This window comes from Psychrobacter sp. Rd 27.2, assembly GCF_001921755.1.
In the GTDB taxonomy this organism is placed as follows: Bacteria; Pseudomonadota; Gammaproteobacteria; order Pseudomonadales; family Moraxellaceae; genus Psychrobacter; species Psychrobacter celer.
Genome location: NZ_MRYB01000002.1, coordinates 215326 through 240078, shown reverse-complemented (window position 1 = coordinate 240078; position 24753 = coordinate 215326). Strand labels below are relative to the sequence as shown.

At 47.1% G+C, this 24753-nt stretch carries 25 protein-coding genes and 1 pseudogene; 11 read left to right on the top strand and 15 right to left on the bottom strand.

The genetic code is table 11. The annotated features are described in order from the left end of the window. Nucleotides 1-76: 76 nt before the first annotated feature. Nucleotides 77-604 (bottom strand): type II 3-dehydroquinate dehydratase, encoded by a 528-nt coding sequence (gene aroQ, locus BTV99_RS03305; protein WP_075100937.1) that lies wholly within the window; start codon nucleotides 602-604, stop codon nucleotides 77-79. 339 nt (nucleotides 605-943) lie between these two features. Here aroQ and BTV99_RS03300 point away from each other — a divergent pair, with 339 nt between their 5' ends. Both BTV99_RS03300 and BTV99_RS03295 read left to right on the top strand, forming a co-directional pair. Then, the gene (locus BTV99_RS03300; RefSeq protein ID WP_075100936.1) at nucleotides 944-1159 is read left to right on the top strand and encodes a cold-shock protein; all 216 of its coding nucleotides are present in this window, start codon (nucleotides 944-946) and stop codon (nucleotides 1157-1159) included. Nucleotides 1160-1426: 267 nt separating this feature from the next. Next, nucleotides 1427-2581, top strand: a complete 1155-nt coding sequence (locus BTV99_RS03295; protein ID WP_075100935.1) for a DEAD/DEAH box helicase — start codon at nucleotides 1427-1429, stop codon at nucleotides 2579-2581. Between the two features lie 232 nt (nucleotides 2582-2813). On the opposite strand, the gene BTV99_RS03290 is transcribed toward BTV99_RS03295, so the two are convergent. The 7 genes from BTV99_RS03290 to ilvA all read right to left on the bottom strand — a co-directional run bounded on the left by BTV99_RS03290 (nucleotide 2814) and on the right by ilvA (nucleotide 9276). Continuing rightward, nucleotides 2814-3683 (bottom strand): sulfite exporter TauE/SafE family protein, encoded by an 870-nt coding sequence (locus BTV99_RS03290; RefSeq protein WP_075100934.1) that lies wholly within the window; start codon nucleotides 3681-3683, stop codon nucleotides 2814-2816. 112 nt (nucleotides 3684-3795) lie between these two features. Next, complete coding sequence (ccoS, locus tag BTV99_RS03285) at nucleotides 3796-4041, bottom strand: cbb3-type cytochrome oxidase assembly protein CcoS (RefSeq protein WP_075100933.1); 246 nt, start codon at nucleotides 4039-4041, stop codon at nucleotides 3796-3798. A 220-nt stretch (nucleotides 4042-4261) separates the two neighbouring features. Then, a complete protein-coding gene (locus BTV99_RS03280) occupies nucleotides 4262-5080 on the bottom strand; it encodes a YdcF family protein (RefSeq protein WP_256713717.1) in 819 nt (272 codons plus the stop codon). Continuing rightward, on the bottom strand, nucleotides 5064-6209 hold the full coding sequence (murB, locus tag BTV99_RS03275) for a UDP-N-acetylmuramate dehydrogenase (RefSeq protein ID WP_083608498.1): 1146 nt from the start codon (nucleotides 6207-6209) through the stop codon (nucleotides 5064-5066). Before murB ends, BTV99_RS03280 begins: the two co-directional genes overlap by 17 nt. Before the next feature lie 93 nt (nucleotides 6210-6302). Then, nucleotides 6303-6800, bottom strand: a complete 498-nt coding sequence (locus BTV99_RS03270) for a low molecular weight protein-tyrosine-phosphatase (RefSeq protein WP_075100931.1) — start codon at nucleotides 6798-6800, stop codon at nucleotides 6303-6305. A gap of 208 nt (nucleotides 6801-7008) precedes the next feature. Beyond that, nucleotides 7009-7452 carry an RNA-binding S4 domain-containing protein gene (locus BTV99_RS03265; protein WP_075100930.1) on the bottom strand — a complete coding sequence of 148 codons (444 nt, stop codon included), beginning with the start codon at nucleotides 7450-7452 and terminating at the stop codon, nucleotides 7009-7011. A 270-nt stretch (nucleotides 7453-7722) separates the two neighbouring features. After that, on the bottom strand, nucleotides 7723-9276 hold the full coding sequence (gene ilvA, locus BTV99_RS03260) for a threonine ammonia-lyase, biosynthetic (RefSeq protein ID WP_075100929.1): 1554 nt from the start codon (nucleotides 9274-9276) through the stop codon (nucleotides 7723-7725). Nucleotides 9277-9488: 212 nt separating this feature from the next. On the opposite strand from ilvA, the gene BTV99_RS03255 reads away from it, so the two are divergent. The 5 genes from BTV99_RS03255 to rpiA all read left to right on the top strand — a co-directional run bounded on the left by BTV99_RS03255 (nucleotide 9489) and on the right by rpiA (nucleotide 13223). Beyond that, a complete protein-coding gene (locus BTV99_RS03255) occupies nucleotides 9489-9851 on the top strand; it encodes a helix-turn-helix transcriptional regulator (RefSeq protein WP_075100928.1) in 363 nt (120 codons plus the stop codon). A gap of 43 nt (nucleotides 9852-9894) precedes the next feature. Beyond that, on the top strand, nucleotides 9895-10305 hold the full coding sequence (gene arsC / locus BTV99_RS03250) for an arsenate reductase (glutaredoxin) (RefSeq protein WP_075100927.1): 411 nt from the start codon (nucleotides 9895-9897) through the stop codon (nucleotides 10303-10305). After that, entirely contained in the window at nucleotides 10289-11047 is a 759-nt protein-coding gene (gene arsH, locus BTV99_RS03245) for an arsenical resistance protein ArsH (protein ID WP_075100926.1), read from the top strand. The genes arsC and arsH overlap by 17 nt, the downstream gene beginning before the upstream one ends. 43 nt (nucleotides 11048-11090) lie before the next feature. Then, nucleotides 11091-12401 carry an arsenic transporter gene (locus BTV99_RS03240; protein WP_075100925.1) on the top strand — a complete coding sequence of 437 codons (1311 nt, stop codon included), beginning with the start codon at nucleotides 11091-11093 and terminating at the stop codon, nucleotides 12399-12401. 162 nt (nucleotides 12402-12563) lie between these two features. After that, complete coding sequence (rpiA, locus tag BTV99_RS03235; protein ID WP_075100924.1) at nucleotides 12564-13223, top strand: ribose-5-phosphate isomerase RpiA; 660 nt, start codon at nucleotides 12564-12566, stop codon at nucleotides 13221-13223. A 130-nt stretch (nucleotides 13224-13353) separates the two neighbouring features. Here the strand turns inward: rpiA and argF are convergent, their stop codons facing one another. The 4 genes and pseudogenes from argF to dnaB all read right to left on the bottom strand — a co-directional run bounded on the left by argF (nucleotide 13354) and on the right by dnaB (nucleotide 18431). Beyond that, nucleotides 13354-14277, bottom strand: coding sequence for an ornithine carbamoyltransferase (argF, locus tag BTV99_RS03230; protein WP_075100923.1), 924 nt, complete (start codon nucleotides 14275-14277; stop codon nucleotides 13354-13356). 271 nt (nucleotides 14278-14548) lie between these two features. Next, nucleotides 14549-15658, bottom strand: a complete 1110-nt coding sequence (gene alr, locus BTV99_RS03225) for an alanine racemase (RefSeq protein WP_075100922.1) — start codon at nucleotides 15656-15658, stop codon at nucleotides 14549-14551. A gap of 81 nt (nucleotides 15659-15739) precedes the next feature. Beyond that, nucleotides 15740-16836 (bottom strand): annotated as a pseudogene (locus BTV99_RS03220) (RNA-guided endonuclease InsQ/TnpB family protein). A gap of 191 nt (nucleotides 16837-17027) precedes the next feature. Continuing rightward, on the bottom strand, nucleotides 17028-18431 hold the full coding sequence (dnaB, locus tag BTV99_RS03215) for a replicative DNA helicase (protein WP_075100921.1): 1404 nt from the start codon (nucleotides 18429-18431) through the stop codon (nucleotides 17028-17030). Nucleotides 18432-18779: 348 nt separating this feature from the next. Between dnaB and pdxA the strand changes: the two genes are divergently transcribed. Next, the gene (gene pdxA, locus BTV99_RS03210) at nucleotides 18780-19862 is read left to right on the top strand and encodes a 4-hydroxythreonine-4-phosphate dehydrogenase PdxA (RefSeq protein ID WP_075100920.1); all 1083 of its coding nucleotides are present in this window, start codon (nucleotides 18780-18782) and stop codon (nucleotides 19860-19862) included. Nucleotides 19863-20002: 140 nt separating this feature from the next. Here pdxA and BTV99_RS03205 read toward each other — a convergent pair whose 3' ends face one another. Then, entirely contained in the window at nucleotides 20003-20878 is an 876-nt protein-coding gene (locus tag BTV99_RS03205) for a LysR substrate-binding domain-containing protein (protein WP_075100919.1), read from the bottom strand. A 125-nt stretch (nucleotides 20879-21003) separates the two neighbouring features. Here BTV99_RS03205 and BTV99_RS03200 point away from each other — a divergent pair, with 125 nt between their 5' ends. The 3 genes from BTV99_RS03200 (at nucleotide 21004) to BTV99_RS03190 (ending at nucleotide 23782) form a co-directional block, all read left to right on the top strand. Beyond that, nucleotides 21004-21705, top strand: coding sequence for an SDR family oxidoreductase (locus BTV99_RS03200; RefSeq protein ID WP_256713722.1), 702 nt, complete (start codon nucleotides 21004-21006; stop codon nucleotides 21703-21705). Between the two features lie 324 nt (nucleotides 21706-22029). Further along, a complete protein-coding gene (gene rsmA, locus BTV99_RS03195) occupies nucleotides 22030-22893 on the top strand; it encodes a 16S rRNA (adenine(1518)-N(6)/adenine(1519)-N(6))-dimethyltransferase RsmA (RefSeq protein WP_075100917.1) in 864 nt (287 codons plus the stop codon). A 52-nt stretch (nucleotides 22894-22945) separates the two neighbouring features. Continuing rightward, nucleotides 22946-23782: a symmetrical bis(5'-nucleosyl)-tetraphosphatase gene (locus tag BTV99_RS03190; protein ID WP_075100916.1), complete on the top strand. Its 837-nt coding sequence runs from the start codon at nucleotides 22946-22948 to the stop codon at nucleotides 23780-23782. 86 nt (nucleotides 23783-23868) lie between these two features. Here BTV99_RS03190 and BTV99_RS03185 read toward each other — a convergent pair whose 3' ends face one another. Together BTV99_RS03185 and cadR are read right to left on the bottom strand one after the other, a co-directional pair. Then, a complete protein-coding gene (locus BTV99_RS03185; protein ID WP_075100915.1) occupies nucleotides 23869-24201 on the bottom strand; it encodes a YnfA family protein in 333 nt (110 codons plus the stop codon). A 54-nt stretch (nucleotides 24202-24255) separates the two neighbouring features. Next, nucleotides 24256-24666, bottom strand: a complete 411-nt coding sequence (gene cadR / locus BTV99_RS03180) for a Cd(II)/Pb(II)-responsive transcriptional regulator (RefSeq protein ID WP_075101032.1) — start codon at nucleotides 24664-24666, stop codon at nucleotides 24256-24258. Nucleotides 24667-24753 lie beyond the last annotated feature (87 nt).

Genomic DNA, 24753 nt, shown 5'->3' with positions numbered 1-24753 from the left:
TGTTTGACTAGTGTGCCAAAAGTAACCTTGTATAACGACTTTTTTAGCGAGCGCGTAAAACGCAGGCATCCTTTAGTCATTGGCTGACCAAATAGGTATGGGTCAACCAGTAGTCAAGGGCCATCTGATACCCTTGTTGTCCCAAACCGCAGATTACACCCGCCGCGATATCGCTTAAGTAAGAATGCTGGCGAAAAGGCTCACGCGCATGAATATTGGATAAATGTACCTCGATAAAAGGCTTTTGAGTGGCCAATAGTGCATCACGTAGGGCAACGGAGGTATGGGTGAAGGCGGCAGGATTGATGATGATCGCATCAACTTGCGCCGCTGGATCGGCAAGCAGTCCGTAGTGCTGGATATCGTCCACGAGTTGGCCTTCGTGGTTGGATTGGATGCATATCAGTTCAACGCCATGCTCGGCGGCGCGAGCGATCAAACGTTCTTCAATCTCTGCCAGTGTGGTGTACCCGTATATTTCAGGCTCACGTTTGCCGAGTAAGTTTAGATTGACGCCGTTGACCAGCAATAATTTATAAGAAAGCGCGCTTGGGCGATTGGCCTCAAAAGAGTGAGTAGCGGCTACAGAAGAGGTGGTGGACATAGTGGTCTCTTTGGTTATTAAATCGGTTAATCATACCAGCTTAGGTCGCGGACGATAAAAAAATTACAGCAAAAATCTCTCTTATTAGCAAAAAGCAAGTTAAAAGTCTTTATGTTGCTAAAAACCCGTGCTATGATATTTTTTATGCAACAATTCTTGCAAGTTTGTTGCTATTACCGTTTGTTACTATCGATGGGACAAGCCTACTCAAAGGCTGAGCTTAAAGATAGTGGTTAGAACAGTACTCTTAAGTTTTTGATTTCACAATCTTAGACCCCGTTTATATGCAATGTTGCAAAGGAAGTTGGGGCTAAGCGGACTTTTTTAGGAAGTAATATTATGTCAGCTCGTGAGCAAGGTATCGTTAAGTGGTTTAATGACTCAAAAGGCTTTGGTTTCATTCAACGTGACAGCGGAGAAGATATTTTTGTCCATTTCCGTGCGATTCAAGGTGATGGCTATCGTTCTTTAAAAGATGGCGAAAAGGTTGAGTTCAGTGTGGTAGAAGGTGAAAAAGGCCTTCAGGCTGAAGAAGTCAGAAAAATGGAAGAGTAATCTATCCAGTCATTACGGCGGTTTCGCTATAATGTCTGTACAAACTACTGATATACTACTGAGTCAAGCCCGTCTGGTCTTACCTATGCTAAAAAATCGGCATATTAGGTAAGATACGATATCGGGCTTGGCTTTTTTTGTGCTTAAGCGATGCGCTGTGTATGGGCTGTTAAATATACGGTCTTATGAAGATAGCGAGTGAGTCATTTATCAGCGATTAGCCTCTGATTATTTATAATAAGTTATTTATCTAAAAGGATATTTTTTTTGAGTAATTTTAAGAAATTTACGGATTTACCGTTATCAAATCCGACCCTACGTGCCGTCAGTGATTTGGGTTTTACCGAGCTGACACCCATTCAAGCAAAGATATTGCCGCATACTTTGGCCAATCAAGACGCGATCGGCCAAGCCCAAACAGGGACAGGGAAGACAGCCACGTTTTTATTGATCATTATGGAGGCGCTGTTAAAGCGGCCTTTTACTAGTGACGAAGAGCGTTATTTGGGAGAGCCACGTGCGGTAGTGATGGCACCGACGCGCGAGCTTGCTCAGCAGATATTTGATGACTGTATTGCCTTGACCAAATATACTTCACTGCATAGCGTCTGTATCATGGGCGGCACCAATTACGAAACCCAGCAGCATGAGCTTGAGCGTCAGTACGTGGATATTTTGGTAGCGACGCCAGGGCGTCTGATTGATCTTGCCAATAAAGGCATGGTGTTTTTGGATCGCGTTGAGGTATTGGTGCTCGATGAAGCAGACCGTATGCTGGATATGGGATTTATCCCCGACATCAAGCGGTTGGTCGGGCGCATGCCTGCCAATACTGATCGTCAGAGTCTTCTTTTTTCCGCGACCTTCAACCAAGATGTGATGAACTTGGCGTATCGTTGGCTGCATGAGCCGCAGTTTGTTGAGATCGAGCCTGAGCACAAAACCAGTGAGCTGGTCGATCAGCACTTTTATCTATTGACAGAAGATCAAAAGCTGACGGCCTTGCAGCGCATTATTAGTGATAGCGATGTCGAAAAAGTTATCGTATTTGCCAATCGCAAAGACCAAGTCAAACGTCTGTATCATAAGCTGCGCCAATCTCATAAAGTCGTCATGCTATCGGGCGATGTGATTCAGCAAAAACGCGAGAAGTATTTGCAGCGTTTTAAAGACGGTCATGCTGCTATTTTGGTCGCCACAGACGTCGCAGGTCGCGGGATTCATGTCGATGATATCAGCCATGTGGTCAATTACACCTTGCCTGATCAACCAGATGATTATGTACACCGTATTGGCCGTACTGGCCGTGCTGGGCAGACAGGCATTAGTATTAGCTTTGTCAGCGAAGATGATGCGTTCAATATCCCAGCATTAGAAAAGCATCTGGATACAACATTTGCGTTAGAGCAGTGGCAGGAGTAGGGCGATATTTGTCGTCTAGGCTCGGGCATGTCCTTATTTCCAACTCATTTAGATGGCTATCGATTGAATTGAGGGCACGCCCTAGCAATTAAGTTGAGGATACGCATTCATACAAAAAGCCCTTAATCTCAGTGGTGAGGTTAAGGGCTTTTAGCTAAAGTGTCTTAGTAAAATACGATAATGTCGAAATCAAGACCAGCCTTAGCTGTTGATACTTTTATATGTATGATGTCTACGAAGACGGCTCATGATGACTCATGGCATCATTACTCATATCATGCATACTATGTTCGACTGTGCTATCCATCGCTGGCGTCATGTCATGATCCATTTGGCTCATATCATGATGGGCTGGGCTGTCTACATCAGACATCATCGCCGAGTGACTACCATGATCCATTTGCCCATGGCCACCGCCGTGTCCACCGTGCATATTTGCCATGACCATAGGGATAGCAACGACAGCCAAGCCAGACAGCACCATGATTGCGCCATTGAGCTGTCTTAGATGAAAGCGGCCAATTTTTTCACGTAACCAGCCAACTGTCTCATGGGTGGCGACCAGCATCGGCACCGTGCCAAGACCAAAGACAAACATCAACGCTGCACCGCCCAAAGGATTGTGAGCGACCACCGCGATGAGTAGGGCGCCATATACCAAACCGCAAGGCAAAAAGCCCCAAAGTAGACCAGCTGTCAATGCACGTGGAAAGGTATTTAGGGGAAAGACCTTTTGGCGTAGCGGGCTGAGATATTGCCAAAAGCGCATACCAAAGCGCTCAAGCTTATTTAAAAAAGGCGCGCCAAGCATGGTCACACCAACAAAGACCAATACTGCGCCCAATAAAATACGTGGCAAGCTATTGCCTTTCATAAGTGGCTCTAACACCGTCGTACCGATAAATCCTGCCAGCAGACCTAACAGTGCATAACTACTAAGACGGCCAAAATGATAAGTAAAGACAAGAGCGCGGCGCTTGGCTGGGCTAATATCTTTCATCGACAGTCCAAAAGCAGTCACCAGTCCGCCGCACATACCCAAGCAATGCGGTGAGCCAAAAAATCCCATTAGTAATGCCGCAACAAGTAACGCTGTGGTCATAGGGTAACTCCTAAAAATAGTAAAAAGTTGGTCTAATGATATGACACGGCTGATCGTCAAATAACACCATATCAAAGAACTACCAGCCATGTATGACTAACGCCTTAATTGTTCAAAGTTTATCGCGCTCTTGTGGTTGCACCGATACGCTATCTGAATCATCAGTCTGCTGATGGGTAGTGGCGCGCTCATGAGTCTGCATGGTTTGGCGGCGCTCTTGCCGATCATCTAAAATGATGCGCTGAGAGGCATTGTCTAAATCCTCAAATTGATTGGATTTGACCGCATAACGCACCGCCCAAATGGCAACCACAAACAGCATCAGACTTAATGGAATTAATAAAAATATACTGAGCATGGTAGATCTCTTTTCTAGCAGTTTCTGCTCTTATTATACACTCATTGACCCTACTAATGGCTGGACAGCTGCCAACTAATAAGCAAGTATGGTCGAATCCAAATAAATCAAATACTCGGAGATTGGTTGCTTAGAGCTTGGATACATCGCTATCAAGTCATCCAATGAAAAGTGGTATCGTTTTTATACTGTAAATGGCATGGCCGCGACCATATGAATGCTATTCTTCTTCTATAGTTTGGTTTTCTATGGTTTGTTCTGCTTTGGGCGTTGTCTTGGCCACATTGCCTCTAGGCGTCAGTAGTTGCTGCTCGCTTACATCATTGGCGTGGCGACAATCCATCTGAGGCCTTATCACATCGCGCAAGTAGGCGGCTACTTCATACACTGCACGCCGTGAGTGCGTTAAATTCTGCGCAGGTTTGTGCCAGTCGCGTCTTACTGGCAAAGGGGCTATCAGTGGGGTACTGTTGATACCATTTAGGGCAAACTGCCTGCGCGCACGCGCCATATGATAGCTATCGGTAATCAGATACACGTGATGCAGCGGGATACGCTTGGCGGTAAAGCGCGCGTTTTCGCAGGTGTTCATGCTGGCATTTTCACTGATCAGGCCGTCAATACCATGCTCGATGAGCCATTGACCAAGCCAAGGCGCTTCTGCTCCGCTTAACACAATAGGTAAGGGTAAGTCATGATAGGCCGTTGCAGCCGTGCGGGCGCGATTGAGACTGTAGCTGTTGAGAATGATTTGATTGTTATGATCATTGGTCAAGCCGCCTCCCAACACCACATAAGCGGTCGGCGGTGAGCTCATGGCAGCTGATGGCATGTTTGGTAGCGGTAATAAGGAGAGGATATAGACAACGGCTTGAGAAAATAAAGGGGTAAATAAGCTAATCAGTAGCAAAATGATGGATGTGGTGCCTAATAAAAAAGTGATATTAATAATACGAAGCAGCTTTAGCAAACGCTCAGCCATGCGCAGATAATGCCGCCATAAGCGTATCGACCATGATGGTTTAGGCCGCATACTCATCGTACCCAATCGAGCCATCGGCGTTTATCCATACTGGCTCACGTGATAAACGTATGGCAAATTTTTCGTATACCACTTGGGCAATATGGTGCTGCGCGGTGGCCACATCATTTTGCGTCGCCTGATAAGGCTGGTGGTTGGTCAACACAAGGGCTTGCTGCTGATGTGTCATGATGGGTGCAATGCCGCCGCCTTTAAGTCCTGCTTGCTCGATTAACCAGCCAGCCGCAACTTTTATCATCGCATCTGGCATGGGGTAGCCGACAATGTCAGGATAGGTGGTTTGCAGCGCTGTAAACTGCGCTTGAGGAATAATAGGGTTTTGAAAAAAACTGCCACAGTTGGGTAGCTGTTTTGGGTTGGGCAGTTTTTGCTGGCGAATATCTATGATCGCTTGCATCACATGCGCTGGGGTGAGGTGCTGATACCCTTGCGCATCGGCATAACGCTGCGCTACTGTCTGTACATCGCCATAGCTGGCCTTTACTTGGGCTTCATGAAGATGCAAGCGAAAGGCCACCCGGCTGATGAGCCAAGTATTGGGCGTGCGCTTAAAGATACTATCGCGATAGCCAAATTGACACTGTGCCGCTGATAGCTGCTGCCATGTTTGAGTAGGCAAATGATAGGCGCGGACATATAGTAAATGGTCTTCGAGCTGTACGCCGTAGGCACCGATGTTTTGTACAGGAGCCGCCCCTGTTAGACCAGGAATCAAGGCTAGGTTTTCAAGACCGTACCAGCCTTGATGAACGGTATAAGTCACGAGGTCATGCCAGTTCTCGCCTGCCATGACCTCGATATCGATATAACTGTCTGTTTGCGCGACCACGTTGATACCGCGCATCATGGGCTGCAAGACAACGGCATCTAGCGTGGCAGGCAGTAACACGTTACTGCCCCCTGAGAGGATTAAGAGGGGGCGCTCTTTAATGGCCGCCGTTTTATCTACCATCAATGCGTCAATCTGCGCTTCGTCATGCAAGGTGATGACTGTGTCAGCGCTACAGGCTAAGGCCATGGTGTTATGATGGGACAAATCGACGGCATGACGCAGTAGGGCGTCTGCTGGCGAGTGAGTCTGAGTCGCTAAGTGAGCATTTCGCTCAAGACGTGAAACTAAGGTCATAACGTAGCCTATATGGCAGATAAAGAACAAATAATACGGGAGTTATTATAAAGGATACCATTCATAAAAGTAGCAAAAATATGGATCTTATCGCTAGCATGTTTTCCAGCTTTCAATCCAAGCTTGTGCACTTGATTCAATGCGTTTTATGACTTCCTCAAAGTCCTCAGCATCGCCATGATAAGGATCTGGCACATCATCGCCGCCGTAAGTGGGGTCTTCTTCACTAAACAAAGCCAGCTTGGCTAGAGTGTCTACAGGGTCTGTCAGGCTATCTTTGATGGCTTGCAAATCCGCCAGGTTTTGGCTATCCATGGCCAGTATCAAGTCAAACCGACGAAAGTCGTCAGCGCTGACTTGGCGAGCCACCAGTTTGCTGATGTTATAGCCGTGAGATTTGGCATGGCGCTGCGAGCGTTCATCTGGCGCATGACCGATATGCCAGTCGCCCGTGCCTGCTGAATCTACCTTTAGGGACAGGCCGGCAATCGCTGCTTGCTGCCGAAAAATCTCTTCGGCCGTGGGCGATCGACAGATATTTCCCAAGCAAACCAATAACACAGAGGATGGGGTACAGGCTTTTATCAGCATACTATGACCTTTTATAACAAAAAAAACATGCCATTAAGACCAGCATAGGGGATGCGGCTTATTAGCATGTCAGTGATTAAAATAGTCCCTAGCCTAACGGTTAATACATGAAATGGCAAGGGCGAAGAGCACGGTGACATCTGTGATATTCACAGTACATTTACCAAGAATACCTAAAGTAGGTAGTCCTTGATGTTTCGGGTTTCGATCATGAGTGTTGTTTGTTTTTGAAGCGCTGCAAGTCACGACGCTCTTTTTTGTTGGGTTTATTATCAGGACGGGCAAGGTTGGCAAGCTTACGCTGCTCGGCATAGTATGCTCGGCGTTTTTCGCTCTCCTCGGTCTCTGAATATAGCATCTGTGCTGTCGAGGCGTTGCCGCGCTGGGCACTTAGCGCCTCGACGATGACGGTTTTTTCGGTCATGGCAGTGGCGGAGCCTTGACGAATCTGCAACTCGTCACCAACGGCAATCTCTTTACTGGTCTTTACGCGGCTGCCAGCATAATGCACACGCCCGCTCTCAATCGCTTCTTTGGCGAGCGTGCGTGTCCGATAAAACCGTGCTGCCCACAGCCATTTATCGATACGCATGCGTGCTATACCTGACTGGCTATGACTTGGTTGATTATGGTTTTTATTGTGTTTACTCATCAAAACCTCATAGATATCAATAAACTATGATCATAAATGGTGCTTTTTTTATAAATTAAAAGAGCAACTTAGCCTGAGGGTGCTATTGATAACGCCCTAATTGGTCACGCTAATAAAGGATACCATCAGCAGATCATAGCACAGTACAGGATAAAAAACGGCTTGCCTTAATAAAGACAAGCCGTTGAGAGTTATACTGTGCCAAAAACTATCGATCGTCTAAGCTGTGTAAACTAAGCTAGGTGGGCAATGGTGATTGACACATCTTGCTTATTTTAAAAACAACTGATAGGCGATATTATCATTAATCATAGTGCACTCGTAGCCGATATCTAGCAGGGCGTCTTGCAGTTGACGCGAGTTACTCATCGAGGCTTGTAGGCCGACCAACACACGCCCCTCAGCCGCGCCATGATTGCGATAATGGAACAAAGTGATATTAAAATCATCGCCAAGCTTTTCTAAGAAAGTCAGCAATGCGCCAGGACGCTCTGGAAAGACCACTTTTAGTAGTTGTTCGTTTTCGACATGGGCATGGCCACCGATGAGGTGGCGGATGTGCGATTTAGCGATGTCATCGTCGGTCAAATCGTGAGCGGTATAGCCATCATCTGCCAGCTGTTTGCTGATGGTGTGTCGCTCTTTTTCGCCTTCTTTTAGCGCGATACCGACGAAGATTGAAGCAGGCTCCATCGAGTCTGGCGATTTTTGACTATCGGCGCGGTAGTTAAACTCGGTAATGTTACGTCCATGTAGGCTACGGCAGAAGTTTAAGAAAGCGCCCGTTTGCTCAGGAATGGTCACACCAAAGATGGCTTCTTTTTTCTCGCCGATTTCGGTGCGCTCAGCGATATAACGCAGGCGGTCAAAGTTCATGTTGGCACCGCAGATGATGCCGACGCAGTTTTTGCCTTGTAAATCATGCGCTTTGATGTATTTTTTCATACCAGCGACCGACAGGGCACCCGCGGGCTCAACGATACTACGGTTTTCTTCAAAGATATCTTTGACCGCTGCGCAGACTTCATCGTTAGTACAAGTCACGACTTCTGGCTCGACGATAGGCCCGGAGCCATCGCTTTTTTGTGTGCGTACCACATCAAAGGGCAGCTCACCGATTTGCGCCACCGCTACGCCATCGACAAACAGACCGACTTGCTCAAGCTTAACACGCTCATTGGCTTCTAAAGCAGCTTTGAGTGATGCCGATTGTTCCGCTTCTACAGCGATGACTTTAACGTGCGGTGCGACCTCTCCCAAAAACGCGGCGACTCCTGAGATGAGTCCGCCACCGCCAACGGCGACAAACACATAATCCATGTTGCGCCACTGCTGGGTGAGCTCAAGCCCGATGGTGCCTTGTCCCGCGATCACCAGCTCATCATTATAAGGCGGGATAAAGGTCAGGCCTTCAGTCTCGGCGCGATTGATCGCGTAGCGGTTGGCCTCATCGAAGCTGTCGCCATGCAAGTCGACATTGCCCCCAAGTGCTCTCACCGCATCGACTTTAATGTCTGGCGTAGTGGTGGGCATGACGATGATGTTGTTAAGATTAAGTGTTCTCGCAGAGTAAGCAACACCTTGCGCATGGTTGCCTGCTGAGGCACAAATGACGCCGCGTGCTTTTTGCTCATCAGATAGCTGGCTAATGCGATTGTAAGCGCCGCGCAATTTAAAGGATTTGACCGGTTGCAGGTCTTCGCGTTTAAAACGAATGTCATTAGCAAAACGTTGGGTCAGCTTGGGAGCTGCTTCTAGTGGCGTTTGAATAGCAACGTCATAGACGGTGGCTTGCAAGATGGCACGTACCCAATGTGATAGCATAATGACCCCTAAAAATTGTCGATAAAAAGTATAGATAACAATAAAAACGAAATAGATTAGCCTATGCTGATTTTACCTATCTTGCAAGACACAATTGCAGTTTTTATAGCGGTTTTACTGTCTTGATGGTTTTTGAGTAAAAAACAGTCTTCTTATAAGATAATGAATTCATAAGTATTGCATTATTTTTATATGTCTGTATTATTGGACATATGGAAATAACTAATGCTATTACAAGCTTCGCTGCGCTCTCTCAAGACACGCGTCTAAAAGCCTTTAAACTACTGGTCAGTCAAGAGCCTGACGGCCTGCCTGCAGGTGAAATAGCCCGTCAGCTATCTGTGCCGCATAACACCATGTCCGCGCATTTAGCCGTGCTGGCACGAGCAGGGTGGGTGGTGTCAAAACGCCAAAGTCGGCAGATAATCTATCGCGCCTCGTTGTCGCATATGGAGGCGGTCGTGCAGTTTTTGTTGCAAGACTGCTGCGCAGGACATCCAGAATTGTGTGCTTCGCTCATAGACAGCTTAAGTGGCTGTGAGACTGCCAAATCTGATAAAAAAGACAGTCTGTAAAGCACACCCTAATAACTAGATTCAAAAAATAGGTGATATCGCTATGAAACCATTAATTTTTCATAATCCAAACTGCGGTACCTCTCGCAATACGCTTGCCATCATAAAGGCATCAGGTGAGCAGCCAGAAGTGGTGGAGTATCTAAAAAACCCGCCGAGCCGTGACGAGCTGGTTGCGCTATTGGCAAAGATGAATATCTTGCCAAGAGAGCTGTTACGCAGCAAAGAAGCCGTTAATGATGAGCTGGGCTTAGATAACCCTGAGCTGTCTGATGACCATATTATCGATGCGATGATCGCGCATCCTATCTTAATCAATCGTCCTATCGTGGTTACGGATAAGGGCGCAGCCTTATGCCGACCATCAGAGCGGGTGTTTGAATTGTTAGAAAACCCAGTGAGCAGCTTTACAAAAGAAGACGGCGAGACGATTTATCATGACAACAGCCAGTAAAAACCAACCTCAAGCAGAGGGTTTATTAAAGTTAGATGACCTGCCCAATATTGATGCCAGTCAATTACAACCGATCGATATTGAGTCATTGGTTGCGCCAACTGACCCACGTCATCCGCCTAAGATACTGGTGTTATATGGGTCGTTACGTGAGCGCTCATTTTCTCGGCTAGCGGCTGAGGAAGCGAGCCGACTACTACGTTGGTACGGCTGCGAGGTGCGGATGTTTAATCCATCAGGGTTGCCGCTGCCAGATGATGCTGATAGCGATCATCCAAAGGTTCAAGAGCTGCGCGAGCTGGCGCAGTGGTCAGAAGGCATGCTGTGGGTGAGTCCAGAACGTCACGGCAGCATCACCAGCATTATGAAAGCACAAATCGATTGGATTCCGCTTGCACTGGGCGGCGTACGCCCAACCCAAGGCAAAACCTTGGCAGTAATGCAAGTCAGCGGTGGCAGTCAAAGCTTTAATACTGTCAATCAGCTGCGTATTCTGGGGCGCTGGATGCGGATGATTACTATCCCCAATCAATCCTCGATTCCTAAGGCGTTTTTAGAATTTAACGATGATAATCGCATGGATATGTCGCCTTTATATCTGCGCCTTGTCGATGTCTGTGAGGAGCTCGTGAAGTTTACGTGGTTGACTCGTGGACGTTCAGCCTATCTGACCGATAGATACTCTGAGCGGGTGGAAAGTGCCGAAGAGCTATCACAGCGCGTCAATCAAAAGTCGCTGTAATCTCTCCTAGTTATAATCAACACGCTGTAAATAAGGTTGCTCCATGCTCGCATTCATTATCTTTATCGTGACTTTGATTTTAGTGATATGGCAGCCTAAAGGTTTGGGTATTGGTTGGAGCGCACTGGGCGGGGCTTTAATCGCTTTGGCTTTTGGCGTGGTGCAATTGTCCGATGTCGCTGTGGTATGGGACATCGTTTGGGATGCGACCTTTACCTTTGTGGCATTGATCATCATCTCGCTTATCTTAGATAGAGCGGGGTTTTTTGGTTGGGCGGCGCTCCATGTAGCCAGACTTGGCAATGGACAAGGACGCTTATTGTTTCCCATGATTGTCATATTGGGCGCGTTTATCTCGGCTTTTTTTGCCAATGATGGCGCGGCATTACTCTTGACACCGATTGTCATCGCCATCTTGCTACGGCTTAAGTTTTCGCCGCCGTCGGCATTAGCTTTTATCATCGCTACAGGCTTTATCGCTGATACCGCAAGTTTGCCGTTAGTGACTTCTAATCTGGTCAATATTGTCAGTGCCAATTATTTTGATATTGGCTTTGGGCGTTATGCAGCGGTCATGGTGCCGGTCAACATCGTCTCTGTCATCGCGACATTAGCAGTGCTGTGGGTGGTCTATGCTCGCCAAATCCCAACGCATTACTCTATTGCCCATCTTAGCGTACCAGCATCCGCTATCGAAGATCCGTTAGTTTTTAAAGCCGCTTTTCCGCTACTTGCTTTGTTGTTGATTGCGTATTTTGCTACCGAGTCATTAGGTGTGCCCATTTCCCTCGTCACGGGAGCGGCGGCATTGGTATTAATGGCCATCGCTGGCCGCTGGTGGCAGGGCGGGCGAGAGGCGGTTGTTTCGGTGTCTGATGTGGTACGTCACGCGCCTTGGCAAATTGTCTTGTTTTCTGTGGGTATGTATTTGGTGGTGTATGGTTTGGGTAACGCAGGACTGACGGCTTATGGTGCTCAAATACTTAATTGGCTGGGTCGGCAAGGCAATATCATCGCGACAGTAGGGACAGGGTTTCTTTCAGCAATCGTGGCCTCTATCATGAATAATATGCCATCGACCTTGGTAGGCGCATTGGCTATCGATAGCGCGCAAGTACCGGCTGCCACTCGCGAGCTGATGATTTATGCTAATGTTATTGGTAATGATCTAGGGCCGAAGTTTACGCCCATCGGTAGCCTTGCGACCTTATTATGGCTACATGTCTTAGCAGAGAAAGACTATAAAATAAGCTGGGGGCAATATATGAAAATCGGCCTGCTCATTACGCCGCCAGTATTACTAGCCACGCTGTTGGCTTTGGTGTTTTGGTTGCCTCATGTCTCTGGACTTTAAAAGTCATTTATATTGGTTATCAATTACGGCAGGAATACCTCATTATTAGAATTGGTTTTACGCTGACATATATCGAAGTCATCGGTTATAATAGCCGCGCATTTTACCTTTCTTAACTTTTAATTTTTTAAGACGAAACGTTTGTTCTGCCAAGGATTTATGATGAGTGATCAGCAAGCACAAAAGCAAGCCGCAGCCAAAGCTGCTCTAAGTTATATCGAAGATGACATGATACTTGGCGTAGGGACGGGCAGTACGGTGAACTGTCTGATTGAGCTATTGCCGCAGGTCAAGCTTGCTGGCGCGGTGGCCAGCTCGCAGGTGACAGAAGACAAATTGCGGGCTTTAGGTATCGAGATTGTTGATCTAAACTTTGCAGGCCAGCTTGATGTCTATATCGATGGTGCTGATGAAGTAAACGCGCATCTGCAGCTGATTAAAGGCGGCGGCGGAGCACTGACGCGTGAAAAAATCGTCGCTGCAGCGTCTAATAAGTTCGTCTGTATGGTCGATGAGAGCAAACGCGTCGATATACTAGGCCGGTCGTTTCCTGTACCGATCGAAGTCTTGCCGCAAGCGCGCTCCTATGTGGCGCGTCAGCTAGCACAAATGGGCGGTGAGCCAGTCTACCGTGAGGATTTTGTCACTGACTATGGCAATGTCATTCTCGACACTTACGACTTAGATGTTAGCAATCCTATTGCGCTTGAAAAAGAGCTTAATAATATTGTCGGCGTGGTCTGTAATGGTATCTTCGCGGCTAATCAAGCCGATGTTTTATTAAAAGCCAGTAGTAATGGGGTTGAAACGATAACACGTTAATAGGCGTCATTATTTATCGTTAAACTTTTAACGCTTAAAACTAAGAAAAGGTAGGCTACTATAAGTAATCTGCCTTTTCGTTGTCTGTTTAAAAAAATATGTGCTTTTAAACGAATCGATTATCCATTAGTTAAACCGATAATTTAATCTTATCCTTGAGCAAAAACTCCATCAGTGCCTTTTGCGCGTGTAAACGGTTTTCTGCTTCGTCCCAGACCACTGAGCGTGGATCATCGAGCATATCGTGAGAGATTTCTTCGCCGCGGTGCGCAGGCAAGCAGTGCATAAACACCACCTCAGGGTCGGCTTTATCAAGCAGTGAGGGCGTTACTTGATAGGGTGCAAAGCGGCGCGCGCGGGTGTTTTGCTCAGACTCTTGGCCCATACTAGCCCAGACATCAGTGACGATAAGGTGCGAGTCTTTTGCTGCGTCTTGTACATCCTCGACCAAACTCACGCAATGCGAGAAGCGCTTCATTAGCTCGGTATCAGGCTCAAAGCCATAAGGCGCGGCCACGCGCAGCTCAAAGCCAAATTGATTGGCCGCTTGCATGTAGGAGGCGCACATATTGTTGCCATCGCCAACCCAAGTGACGATTTTATTTTTGATACTGCCACGATGCTCATAGAAGGTTTGCATGTCGGCGAGCAATTGGCAAGGGTGGAATTCATCGGTAAGGGCATTGATAATCGGAACACTAGAGTACTCAGCAAAGGTCTCGACTTTTTCGTGACCAAAGGTGCGAATCATAATGATATCGACCATGCTTGAGATGACGCGGGCTGAGTCCTCTAAAGGCTCACCGCGGCCCAGCTGGGTATCATTGGGTGATAAAAAGATGGCGCTACCGCCAAATTGCCCCATACCGGTCTCAAACGAGATACGCGTACGGGTAGAGGATTTTTCAAAAATCATGCCCAGCGTACGGCCAACAAAAGGCTGATAGACCTCGCCTGCATGTTGCATCTTACGTAATTCGCTTGCGCGTTTGATAAGGGTTTCTAGTTCTTGTTGGGTTAAATCAGATAAAGTCAAAAAATGGCGCAAACTCATAGTAGTCCTAGCAGTCGATCGCAGTCAGTGAAACGTTATCAGTCTTGTGCAGCAGCGCTCAACGCGCACACTGGGGTGACAACAAACTTTTAGTATAGCGCAATTAGGCCCAATGTAAACGGCCAATTTTCTCAAGTCAGCACACTTTCATATGGCTGCGGTATTACTTGCTATAGAGGCTCGATGCCATCTGTGCGTGTAGACTGGCTAATGACATAAAACCCTTTACCAGTCAGGATGCCAAACCTGTCAGTGATTCAAGTTTAGGTATTTAGTGAGCGGCTATACGGGCTGGGCGTGTGCTCAGGCGACATAATAGCTCATAGCTGATCGTCCCAGCGTGGCTTGCGACTTCATCGACGTGCGGCGCCTCACCCCATAAGATGACCTTGCTGTTTAAGGCGGGGCCTGCTGGCATCGCGCTGACATCGATAACGATCATATCCATGGCCACGCGTCCAAGCACGGCACAGCGATAGCGCTGCTGATCTGCGGCATTGATGACAGTTACATAGGCGTCACTGCTGATGACGCGAGGGTAGCCGTCACCGTAGCCGATACTGACGAGGGCGGTTTTGGTATCGTGCGGTGCTGACCATAAGCTGCCATAGCCGATGGCAGCATTGGCGCTGACTGTCTGCAAGGCGATGATTTGGGCGCAAAGCTCCATTGCAGGCTGCAAGTCTAACGTAGCTGCACTTTGGTCGACGACCGGTGAGCTACCATATAAAATAATACCAGGGCGTACCCAGTCATGATGATGCTCTGCAAAATTGACGATACCTGCTGAGTTACATAACGAGCCTTTTACTTCATCGCTGACGGTTCCTTTTAAGGTTTGCAGCATGTCGTTAAAGCGCTGAATTTGTAGCGCATTTAGCGGGTGGCTGCTGTCATCGGCATTGGCAAAATGAGTGGTCAAAATCAGCTGATAGCCACCTGCATGTAGCCGCGCCGCCGCATCGATAACGCCTTTGGCATCAAACCCTAAGCGATTCATACCGGTATTGTATTTTAGCCAAACCAAGCGCGTGGCACTGCTGGCAGGCGGGATGTTGTCTAGCGCCCACATCAGCTGCGGCTCATGGTGAATCACGCAGCTGATATCTTGGGCAATGGCGGTCTGCCATTCATCAGCGGTAAAGGCGCCTTCAATGAGCCCAATGGTTTTATGCCAGCCCAATTGCCGTGCCTCTAGAGCCTCTGCCAAAGTAGCAACACCGATGCCGTCGGCTTGCTGCAGGGCGGGCAGTACCGCCGCCACGCCATGACCATAGGCATTGGACTTGACCATGGCGAGTACTTTAGCATTTGGGGCCAGTTTTTTTACTTGGTATAAGTTATGAGTGAGGGCTTTTGGTTTGATAGTAATGGTACGCATAATGGGCTTCTTTATTGGCAACGTGATTTGATAAATCAACTTGTTTTATGAGCAAATACATCGATTGACTTCCTCCCCTCCCTAAAGTGAGGGGATTCCTACTAAAGACGGTCAAGCCCGACCGCGAGAATGTTTTTTGCTCCATTAACATCTCTGTTATGGGTCGTTTTACAAGAACGACAAAACCATACTCTTATACCAAGACCTTCTCTACCTTTCGGACTGTCTTGGCGAGAGCCGCAATTTGATCAGGTTTGGGTGCTGTACGCTTCATTGACTTCGATATAGTGGCAACCTGCGTTCGCGCATTTGTAATCCAGTTGCCGCTTAATTTCAAACCAACCTGCGTCATAGACGGATTTGGCCAGTTTGGATGAAGTGAATGATGTTGATTTGATTTTACCAACAACGATTAGGCTGTTGGCCTTAACAAGCTTTGATGTGAATTTATGGATCAAATCTTGACGGGTATTTTTGATCTTGGCGTGTATCGCACGGACTCGCTTTTTATTCTTAGCTCTTTGGGCAATGGCCAGTTTTTCTGTGTATTGATGGGTGACTTTGATTTGTAGCTGATCACCCTCACTACTGACTGCTGAATCCTTACAGCCTAAATCAATACCGACTTGGCCAGTACCACACTTAATCTTTGGAAACTCTTTAACGGTGATACAGGCATACCATCTGCCTCGTGCGTCTTGTACCAACTCGCAAGTATTGATGCGGTAGAGCGAGAGGTTATAGCTATCCCACAGATCAATGGTCAGCTTTTGACGGTTAGCTAAGCTAAATTGCAGGGTGCTTTTTAAAGACTTTTTACCGCTTTGGCGCGTACTGATATGCTTAATCGCGGTCTTTTTAAAAGGAATCCAGCCCAAACTCCTTCTCTTGGCCTTTGGGTTGTTGGTGCGCCAGTTGAGTTTGGCTTTTTTAAACTGTTTACGGGATTTAGCGTGAACCTCACTAATCGCTTGCAGGGTTTGGCTGTGCAAGTTTAAATACTCGCCACTGCCTTTGGTATAAGCGTCCAAGTCATAGGCTGAAAAGAATTTTCCTGTGCGCTTAAGATGTTTAAAACTAAGCTCATTAACATAATTCCAGACAAAGTTGACCGACCAAGCCAAGATATTGAGCTGAGCGGCGTGTTTGTCTTTGATGCGTAGCTTGAGCGTTTTCATGGATTAATTATGATCTCAATGGGTTTGGGTATCAAGGGGTTCGCCATACTGGGCGACAATGGCTGACGCCTGATAAAAAGGGGGTGAAGCAATAAAGCCAATGCGGTATCAATGGCGCTGATACCGCACTGGCTAGGGTTCGTGATGATTTGTTTGGGTTTTATTCAATGTTCAATCGTGAGCGTTTGGGGTTATTCATCATTTTCAAAACTGACACCTTGATAGTACTCAGGCGTTAGGTTGATAAAGCGGGTAAACTGGCCTTCAAAGCCCAAACGTACGGTACCAATGGGCCCGTTACGCTGTTTACCAATGATGATTTCGGCCACGCCTTTGAGGTCTGAGTTTTCATTATAAACCTCATCGCGATAGATGAACATAATCAAATCGGCATCCTGCTCAATTGCCCCTGATTCGCGCAAATCCGACATAATAGGGCGTTTGTTTGGGCGGTTTTCCAGACTACGGTTAAGCTGAGATAAAGCGATGACCGGACACTCAAGCTCACGTGCGAGCGCCTTTAGACTACGAGAGATCTCAGAGATTTCGCCCACACGGTTGCCATCGAGGCTAGGGACTTTCATCAGCTGTAGATAATCGACCACGATAGCGCCTAGCTTGCCATCATGATTTTTGGCGATACGCCGGCAGCGTGAGCGCATCTCAGAGGGGGGTAGCGCCGTGCTGTCATCGATGTACAGATGCTTTGATTGTAGATGCTGAATGGCGTTCATCATCTTCGCCCATTCGTCTTCGTTCATCTGGCCTGAGCGCAGGTGCGTTTGGTTGATCGCACCCCAAGAGGATAGCAGACGCATGACGATAGACTCAGCGGGCATCTCCATAGAAAACACTACCACTGGCAGGTCTTCATTAAACAATACACCTTCTGCCAAGTTCATGGCAAAGGTGGTTTTACCCATAGATGGACGGGCGGCGACGATGATTAAGTCGCCAGATTGCAAGCCTTGCGTTTTATTGTTCAACTCTGCAAAGGGTGTTTGTAAGCCAATCATGCCATCGGGGTTGGATTTTAGCTCTTGAATTTGGTCGATGACATTGGTCAGTACCGAGGTAATGCCGACAGGCCCACGCTGCTCGGCACGTTTATTATGCTGCTCATTGATGCTAAATATCTTACTCTCGACATTGTCTAAAATATCACTGACCGTTTGGTCTTTTGGATTATATGCCAGTGCCAGCATATCGTTACCAGTGGTAATCAGCTGGCGTAAGGTGGAGAGCTCACGTACGCGCTGCGCATAGGCGGTGAGGTTAAATAAGGTCGCTGGGCTTTGACTCAAAATATCTGCCAAATAGCTGTCGCCGCCGGCACTTTTTAGGAGTTTTTGTGCCTCTAGCCAGTCATGGACCATCACTGTGTCATAAGGCTCGCCAACGGCAGCTAAATGGGCAATCGCATCAAAAATGTATTGATGCCGACCCGCATAAAAGTCGTCTTTGGTGACGATATCGGCAATCTTGTCGTACGCCTCTTCAATACTCATCAAAGAGGCCAGTAGCGCCTTTTCGATATCGATATTATGCGGCGGTGTCTGATTGAGTAAGTCGTCGGATTTGTCGTTGTCTGCCATGAGTGCCTAATGTGTCAAAAGTCGGTATAAATATGCTATAAAAAAGGTATGTGGTAAGGTTTTTATTTTAGTAATAGTGCAGCAAAACGACGCAACAAAACAAAGGCGACGCACGGTTATGCTAGAGGTGCCAAACGTGGTCTCAATGCTTGCTAGTAAATGCTACAATGAAAGGCGAAAGTTTAACACATTCTGCCCTTTTTTCGGACGTTATAAGTAATTATCTATAAAAACACCGTCTTTGATGAGCGAGAATGCTTAAGGTTAGACTTAACGATGAAATCTGATTTTTCTAATAAAAACATAATTAAATCAAAATTTTAATATCACTACAGGATGGCTTTCACTATGCAAAAAAAATTGCCGCTATTAATCACCACCGGTGAACCTGCTGGTATCGGTATGGATATCGTGCTGATGCTGGCAGCTGAGGGTGAGCTACAAGACTTTGCGCGTCCTATATGGGTCACTGGCGATAATACCGCACTGCAAAAGCGTGCTGATATGTTGCTCGCAGCGGGCGTACTACGAAGCTGTCCGCGCTGGCAAACTGTCGATTTGGACATAGCAGCTGATAATTTCTTAGAGCAGATGCGACAGCAAACGCATATGAATACTCATGATGGCCATGCGTTTATTTTGTTAAATACGCCTTGTGCTCAATCCGTCGTTTGTGGACAAATTAATACGCGCAATTCGGCCATGGTCGCCCAGCAGCTAGAGATTGCCCATCAGTTGGCCACCTACAAAGCCATCGCGGCCATTATCACAGGACCATTACAAAAGTCAGCACTGATCGATGCCGATATCAGACTGCCAGATGGCACCATGTTCAGCGGTCATACTGAGTTTTTTATGCAGCAAAGCGGCTGCGATAAAGTGGTGATGATGCTCGCCAATCAAGCCATGAAAGTGGCGCTTGTCACCACGCATTTGGCCTTAAAGGACATTCCTGCTGCCATCACCGCTAATAATGTGCGGCAAACAGTACAAATCGTCATCGATGATATGCAAGAAAAATTTGGTCTGATGCAGCCACGTATATTGGTCTGCGGTCTAAACCCACATGCAGGTGAGGGCGGACATTTGGGAGTGGAGGAGATGGAGATTATCAATCCCGTATTGCGTGAGTTTATCGCTGCAGGGGTTAATATCTCTGAGGCGATGCCAGCGGATACGCTGTTTACCCCCAGACACTTAGCAAACTGCGATGCGGTCATCGCCATGTATCACGATCAAGGCCTACCAGTGCTCAAATCGCATGGATTTGGCGATACAGTCAATTTAACCTTGGGGCTGCCTTATATACGCACGTCAGTGGATCATGGTACGGCGTTAGACCTAGCAGGGAGCGGCGGTGCCAGTGCTACCAGTCTGTATCAAGCATTAAATATGGCTAATGAGATGGCTGAGAAGTCACTTACTCATTAATATACCTGTCATTTGACATCAAACAAGATCTAATATAAATAGCTCTACTGTAGCAGTCTGTTTTCTGTGGTCTGTTAATAGGTATGAAGGTTAAATTAGCTGCTTCCCTTGGGTATAGTCATTAAGTTATTACATACTAATCAACCAATAGCTAAGTTTTCAATAAACCATTCCCATACCGCATCGACAGCAGGTCGTGATACTGATGTGCGTTTACGAATAAGATAGTAATCAGGCTCAACGGTTAACTCTAATTCACTGACTTGTAGCAAACGCCCCGCAAACAAGTCCGCTTTTACAAACGCCTGACAAGCAATTGCAATCCCTTGCCCTGCTAAAGCCGCATCTAACGCCAGCGCAGTTTGGTTGAATGCTGCACCAGGCAGTTTATCTGTCGTATTAAGAAAACGTGGCCAATGATTGTGTGAATCGTGCAGTAATGGCATCTCTTTTAATTGTTCAAGCGGCATAGGACATGTGATGTCAGCAACAAAATAAGGATTAGCAACGGCTACCAGTTTTTGTTTGAACAATAACTGCGTATCAAAAGAGGGTGGAAATGGTGGACGAGTAAGCCGTACTGCTATATCTACCTGATCACGATCAAAATCTGCAATAGATTCAGTAGCGACAGTACGTAAGTCAACGTCAGGAACAGCGGTGGATAGGGCTGAAAGATTGGGCAGTAACAGCTTAGTAGCAAACGTAGGTGTCACGCTAATGGTTACTGTTTTAGGTTCTTTAAGTGCTTGAGTGGTGGCCTTTTTTAAAATCTCAAACGCCCGTGTGACTTCTGCAAAGTAAATTGCGCCTTGAGCCGTCAGAGCTACACCCTTTGGCAGCCTTTGAAACAGCGCAAATCCCATGTGTTCTTCTAAGGCACGCACCTGCTGAGCGACAGCTCCTTGTGTCACAAAAAGCTCATCGGCAGCCGCACGAAAATTCAAATGACGCCCTGCTGCTTCAAATGCACGCAAGGCATTTAAAGAGGGTAAAGTGCGATAAGCGCTTGTCATAGTCATTCCTTAGACAATATATTTGACGATAGATTTTCTACAGTCTAACACCTTTTAATATCATGCGAGATATCTGCAGCCATTAGTTATGATAGATAAGTCAATCACTAATGGAGAAAATCATGATTATAGAAAAAGTTGCGCTTATTATGGCAGGTGGCTCAGGCATGGGTGCAGCGGCCGCTCGTAAGCTTGCTCAAGATGGCTATAAGGTCGCTATCTTATCGTCCTCAGGCAGAGGTGAAGCCTTAGCAAAAGAGCTTGGCGGTGTCGGTGTCACCGGTTCTAACTTAGTCGATTCTGATGTACAGCGCTTAGTTGACCTAGCAATGGAGACATGGGGCCGTATTGATGCATTGGTAAACTCTGCCGGCCACGGTCCACGTGCGCCTATTTTAGAGATTACCGATGAGGACTGGCATCAAGGGATGGAGGTTTATTTTCTTAGTGCGGTGCGTCCAATTCGCCTTGTGACCCCAATTATGGTGGCACAAGGCGGTGGCGCTATTGTCAATATTTCCACGACTTGGGTATCAGAGCCGACAGCAACCTTCCCAACCTCGACAGCGTTTCGAGCCAGTCTGAGTGCGTTTACTAAGATTTTCTCTGATGACTATGCGTCAAAAGGTGTTCGCATTAATAATATCTTGCCTGGTTGGATCGATAGCTTACCTGAGGTCGATGAGCGCCGTGAAAATGTTCCGATGGAACGTTATGGTAAAGCTGAGGAAGTTGCTGCAACGATTGCCTTTTTATTATCAGAGGCAGCTGGATATATTACAGGTCAGAGCATACGCGTTGATGGTGGTGTGACGCACTCTGTCTGATAAAGGCCAATACTATGTTTAGAGCCTATACAGCGCTAGTGTTACTTGGTGTGATTTGAAAGTCTAACTTTATTCTATCATCCAGCGCCGTAAAACCACGTCCTTCTAGGGCGTGGATATCAGGCGTCAGCCATTGTCGTACAATATTGCGAAAATGGAGCAAAAAACATTCTCGCGGTCGGGCTTGGCCGTCTTTAGTAGGAATCCCCTCCGTTTAGGGAGGGGAGGAGGTCAAGAGCTGTGTTATAATTCATTGATATATCGTCAGCACATTGCTGCCATAGCGCTATAACCCCTTTATCTTTTATCCATTAAGACCTTTTTATGTCCAAAACTACTTTTGATGCTCAAAGCCTTGCTTCCAGTCTACGCACTGCCAAACACCAGCCGCGCAAACGTTTCGGTCAAAACTTCTTGCATGATACCAGCGTTATTCGCCAAATTGTCGATAGCATTCGTTTAGAGCGCGACGATAATTTGATTGAGATTGGGCCGGGAATGGGCGCGCTGACTGAGCCGCTATTGGCAGAAGTTGATGCGATGACGGTGGTGGAGCTGGATCGTGATTTGGCAGATAGCCTGCGTATCCGTATCGGTGCCAACAGCCATCCGAACTTTACTATCATCAAAGACAATGCCATGCACGTCGATTATCGCGAGCTGTATAGCGCTGAGCGTGGTAAGCTGCGGGTGGTGGGCAACCTTCCTTATAATATCTCCACACCGATACTTTTTCATCTGCTTAGCTTTGCAGATGTCATTCAAGACATGCATTTTATGCTACAAAAAGAAGTGGTTGAGCGTATCACCGCGGATGTCGGTAGCAAGACCTATGGCCGTCTATCGGTCATCATGCAGTATCACTGTGATACCGATTATCTACTGACAGTGCCACGCGGTGCGTTTAATCCACCACCTAAAGTCACCAGCGCCGTGTTTCGCTTGACCCCGCATATCGACAAACCAGTGGTGGCAGAAGATGAAGAGTATTTTGCTATCGTCGTTCGTGAGACTTTTAATCAACGCCGTAAAACATTGCGCGCTATCTTTAAAAATTCGACTTTGTTGCCGACGCTAAGCGAAGCGGACTTTGCTGCCTGTGCCATCGACCCGCAAGCCAGACCTGAGACGCTGAGTGTCCAAGACTTTGTCGCGCTAAGCAATCATTCGCGGCATTTGCTTGTATAGCAAGCCTCCTGTTTGTTGGTTATGATTTTATAGATTGATTTGTTGAGGGTTTATGGGGTTTCGTCATCAGTATGTCATCGGCGATTTGCAAGGTTGTTATGCCGCTTATCGTCAATTACTAAACACGTTAGCATTTGACCCGACCCAAGACAAACTGTGGTTTGCAGGTGACTTGGTCGCGCGCGGTGAGGATTCACTAAGCACGCTGCGCCATGTCAAGTCGCTGTGTGAGCAGGGCGCAGCGGCGACCGTGCTAGGCAATCATGATATCAACTTGATTGCGGTCTGGCGCGGCGCGGCAAAGCTCAAAAATAAAGACAAGACTGCGCCGATTTTTGCTGCTGAAGATTGTGATGAGTTGCTAGAGTGGCTGCGTCATCAGCCAGTATTGGCTTATCCTGATGAGTATACGGTATTGGTGCATGCGGGTGTGCCGCCGCATTGGAGCATCGAGGCTGCGGCTGATTATGCGCGGCAGTTAGAGGCGGCGCTGCAAAGCAGTTTGCCGCAGCTTGATGCGCTATTGCCCAACCTATATAGCAAGACAGCTGATAAGTGGCATGCACAGATAAGCGGCTATACTAAGCTGCGTGCGATTGCCAATTACTTCACACGTATGCGCCTGTGCAAACAAGATGGCACCTTAGAGTTTGACTTTAGTGCAGGGCTGCAAGAGCCGATGCCTGATGACTTCGCACCGTGGTTTGACTGGCAAGTACCGCGTACGCGTAAGATACTTTTTGGTCATTGGGCGGCGCTCAAAGCCGAAGTTGATCTGCCACATGCACGTGCGCTAGACGGTGGCTGTGTATGGGGCAATCACCTACTGGCTTATCGCTTGAGCGATGGTAAGGTTGTTACCTCAAGCGCACACTGTCCAAGCTTGTGACGAGGACGATAGCTAGCTAATTTCGTTTTAGGTCGTCTGTTAATAGGCTTGAAGAGAGTAATGGCTGTTTTCAATGGGGTATTGCACTATGTAGTGCGCGGTGCAAACATGATAATAGCCATGCCTAGCAGTGCCACTGATGTGCCTAAGATGTCCCACGTCGTTGGTTGAACACCATCGACAGCCCATAACCATAGAATTGCAATCGTTACATACATACCACCGTAAGCCGCATAAACCCTACCAACGGCGGTTGGATGTAAAGTCAGCAGCCAAACAAAGGCGGTCAAACTAAGGGCGCTAGGAACAAGCAGCCATATTGACTTACCTTCTCTTAGCCATAAATATGGCAAGTAGCAGCCTACAATCTCTGCTAGTGCAGTAATGGCAAAAAGCCCGACAGTTTTTAATTTAGACAAAATTATTCCTTTGATTATTTACAATGTAGCATCTAAACAATGCGGCTGATGTCTCTACTGATGACAAGAATTATCAGCAAGGGCATTTAATATTCCACAGGATACCGCGGGTGCGCTAGATAGGCATTTTTTTCGCAAATCCATTAGATGCTGCTTCAACTGCATCAACTCTTCAATACGAACTTCTACCGCCTCAATATGCTCATCTAATAAGGCATCTACATTGCCGCAGTCTCTGTCAGGTTCATCCCAGTACTGTAGTAATACCCGTACTTCATCCAACGTCATATCAAGCGTACGACAGTGCAGGATAAACTGTAGACGCTCGATGTGCGTGTCATTATATAAACGATAATTGCCTGCACTGCGTGAAGGCTCAGGCAGTAATCCTTCCTTTTCATAGTAACGAATGGTTTCTACTGTCGCGCCTGTGCGTTTAGCGAGTTCTCCGATTTTAATCAGCATAACTGCCTCTTGAGCATTAAACATTAAAGTAACTATAAAGTTTAATTGCTAACAAATCAATGTTATGACGTTAAAGAAGAAGCACCT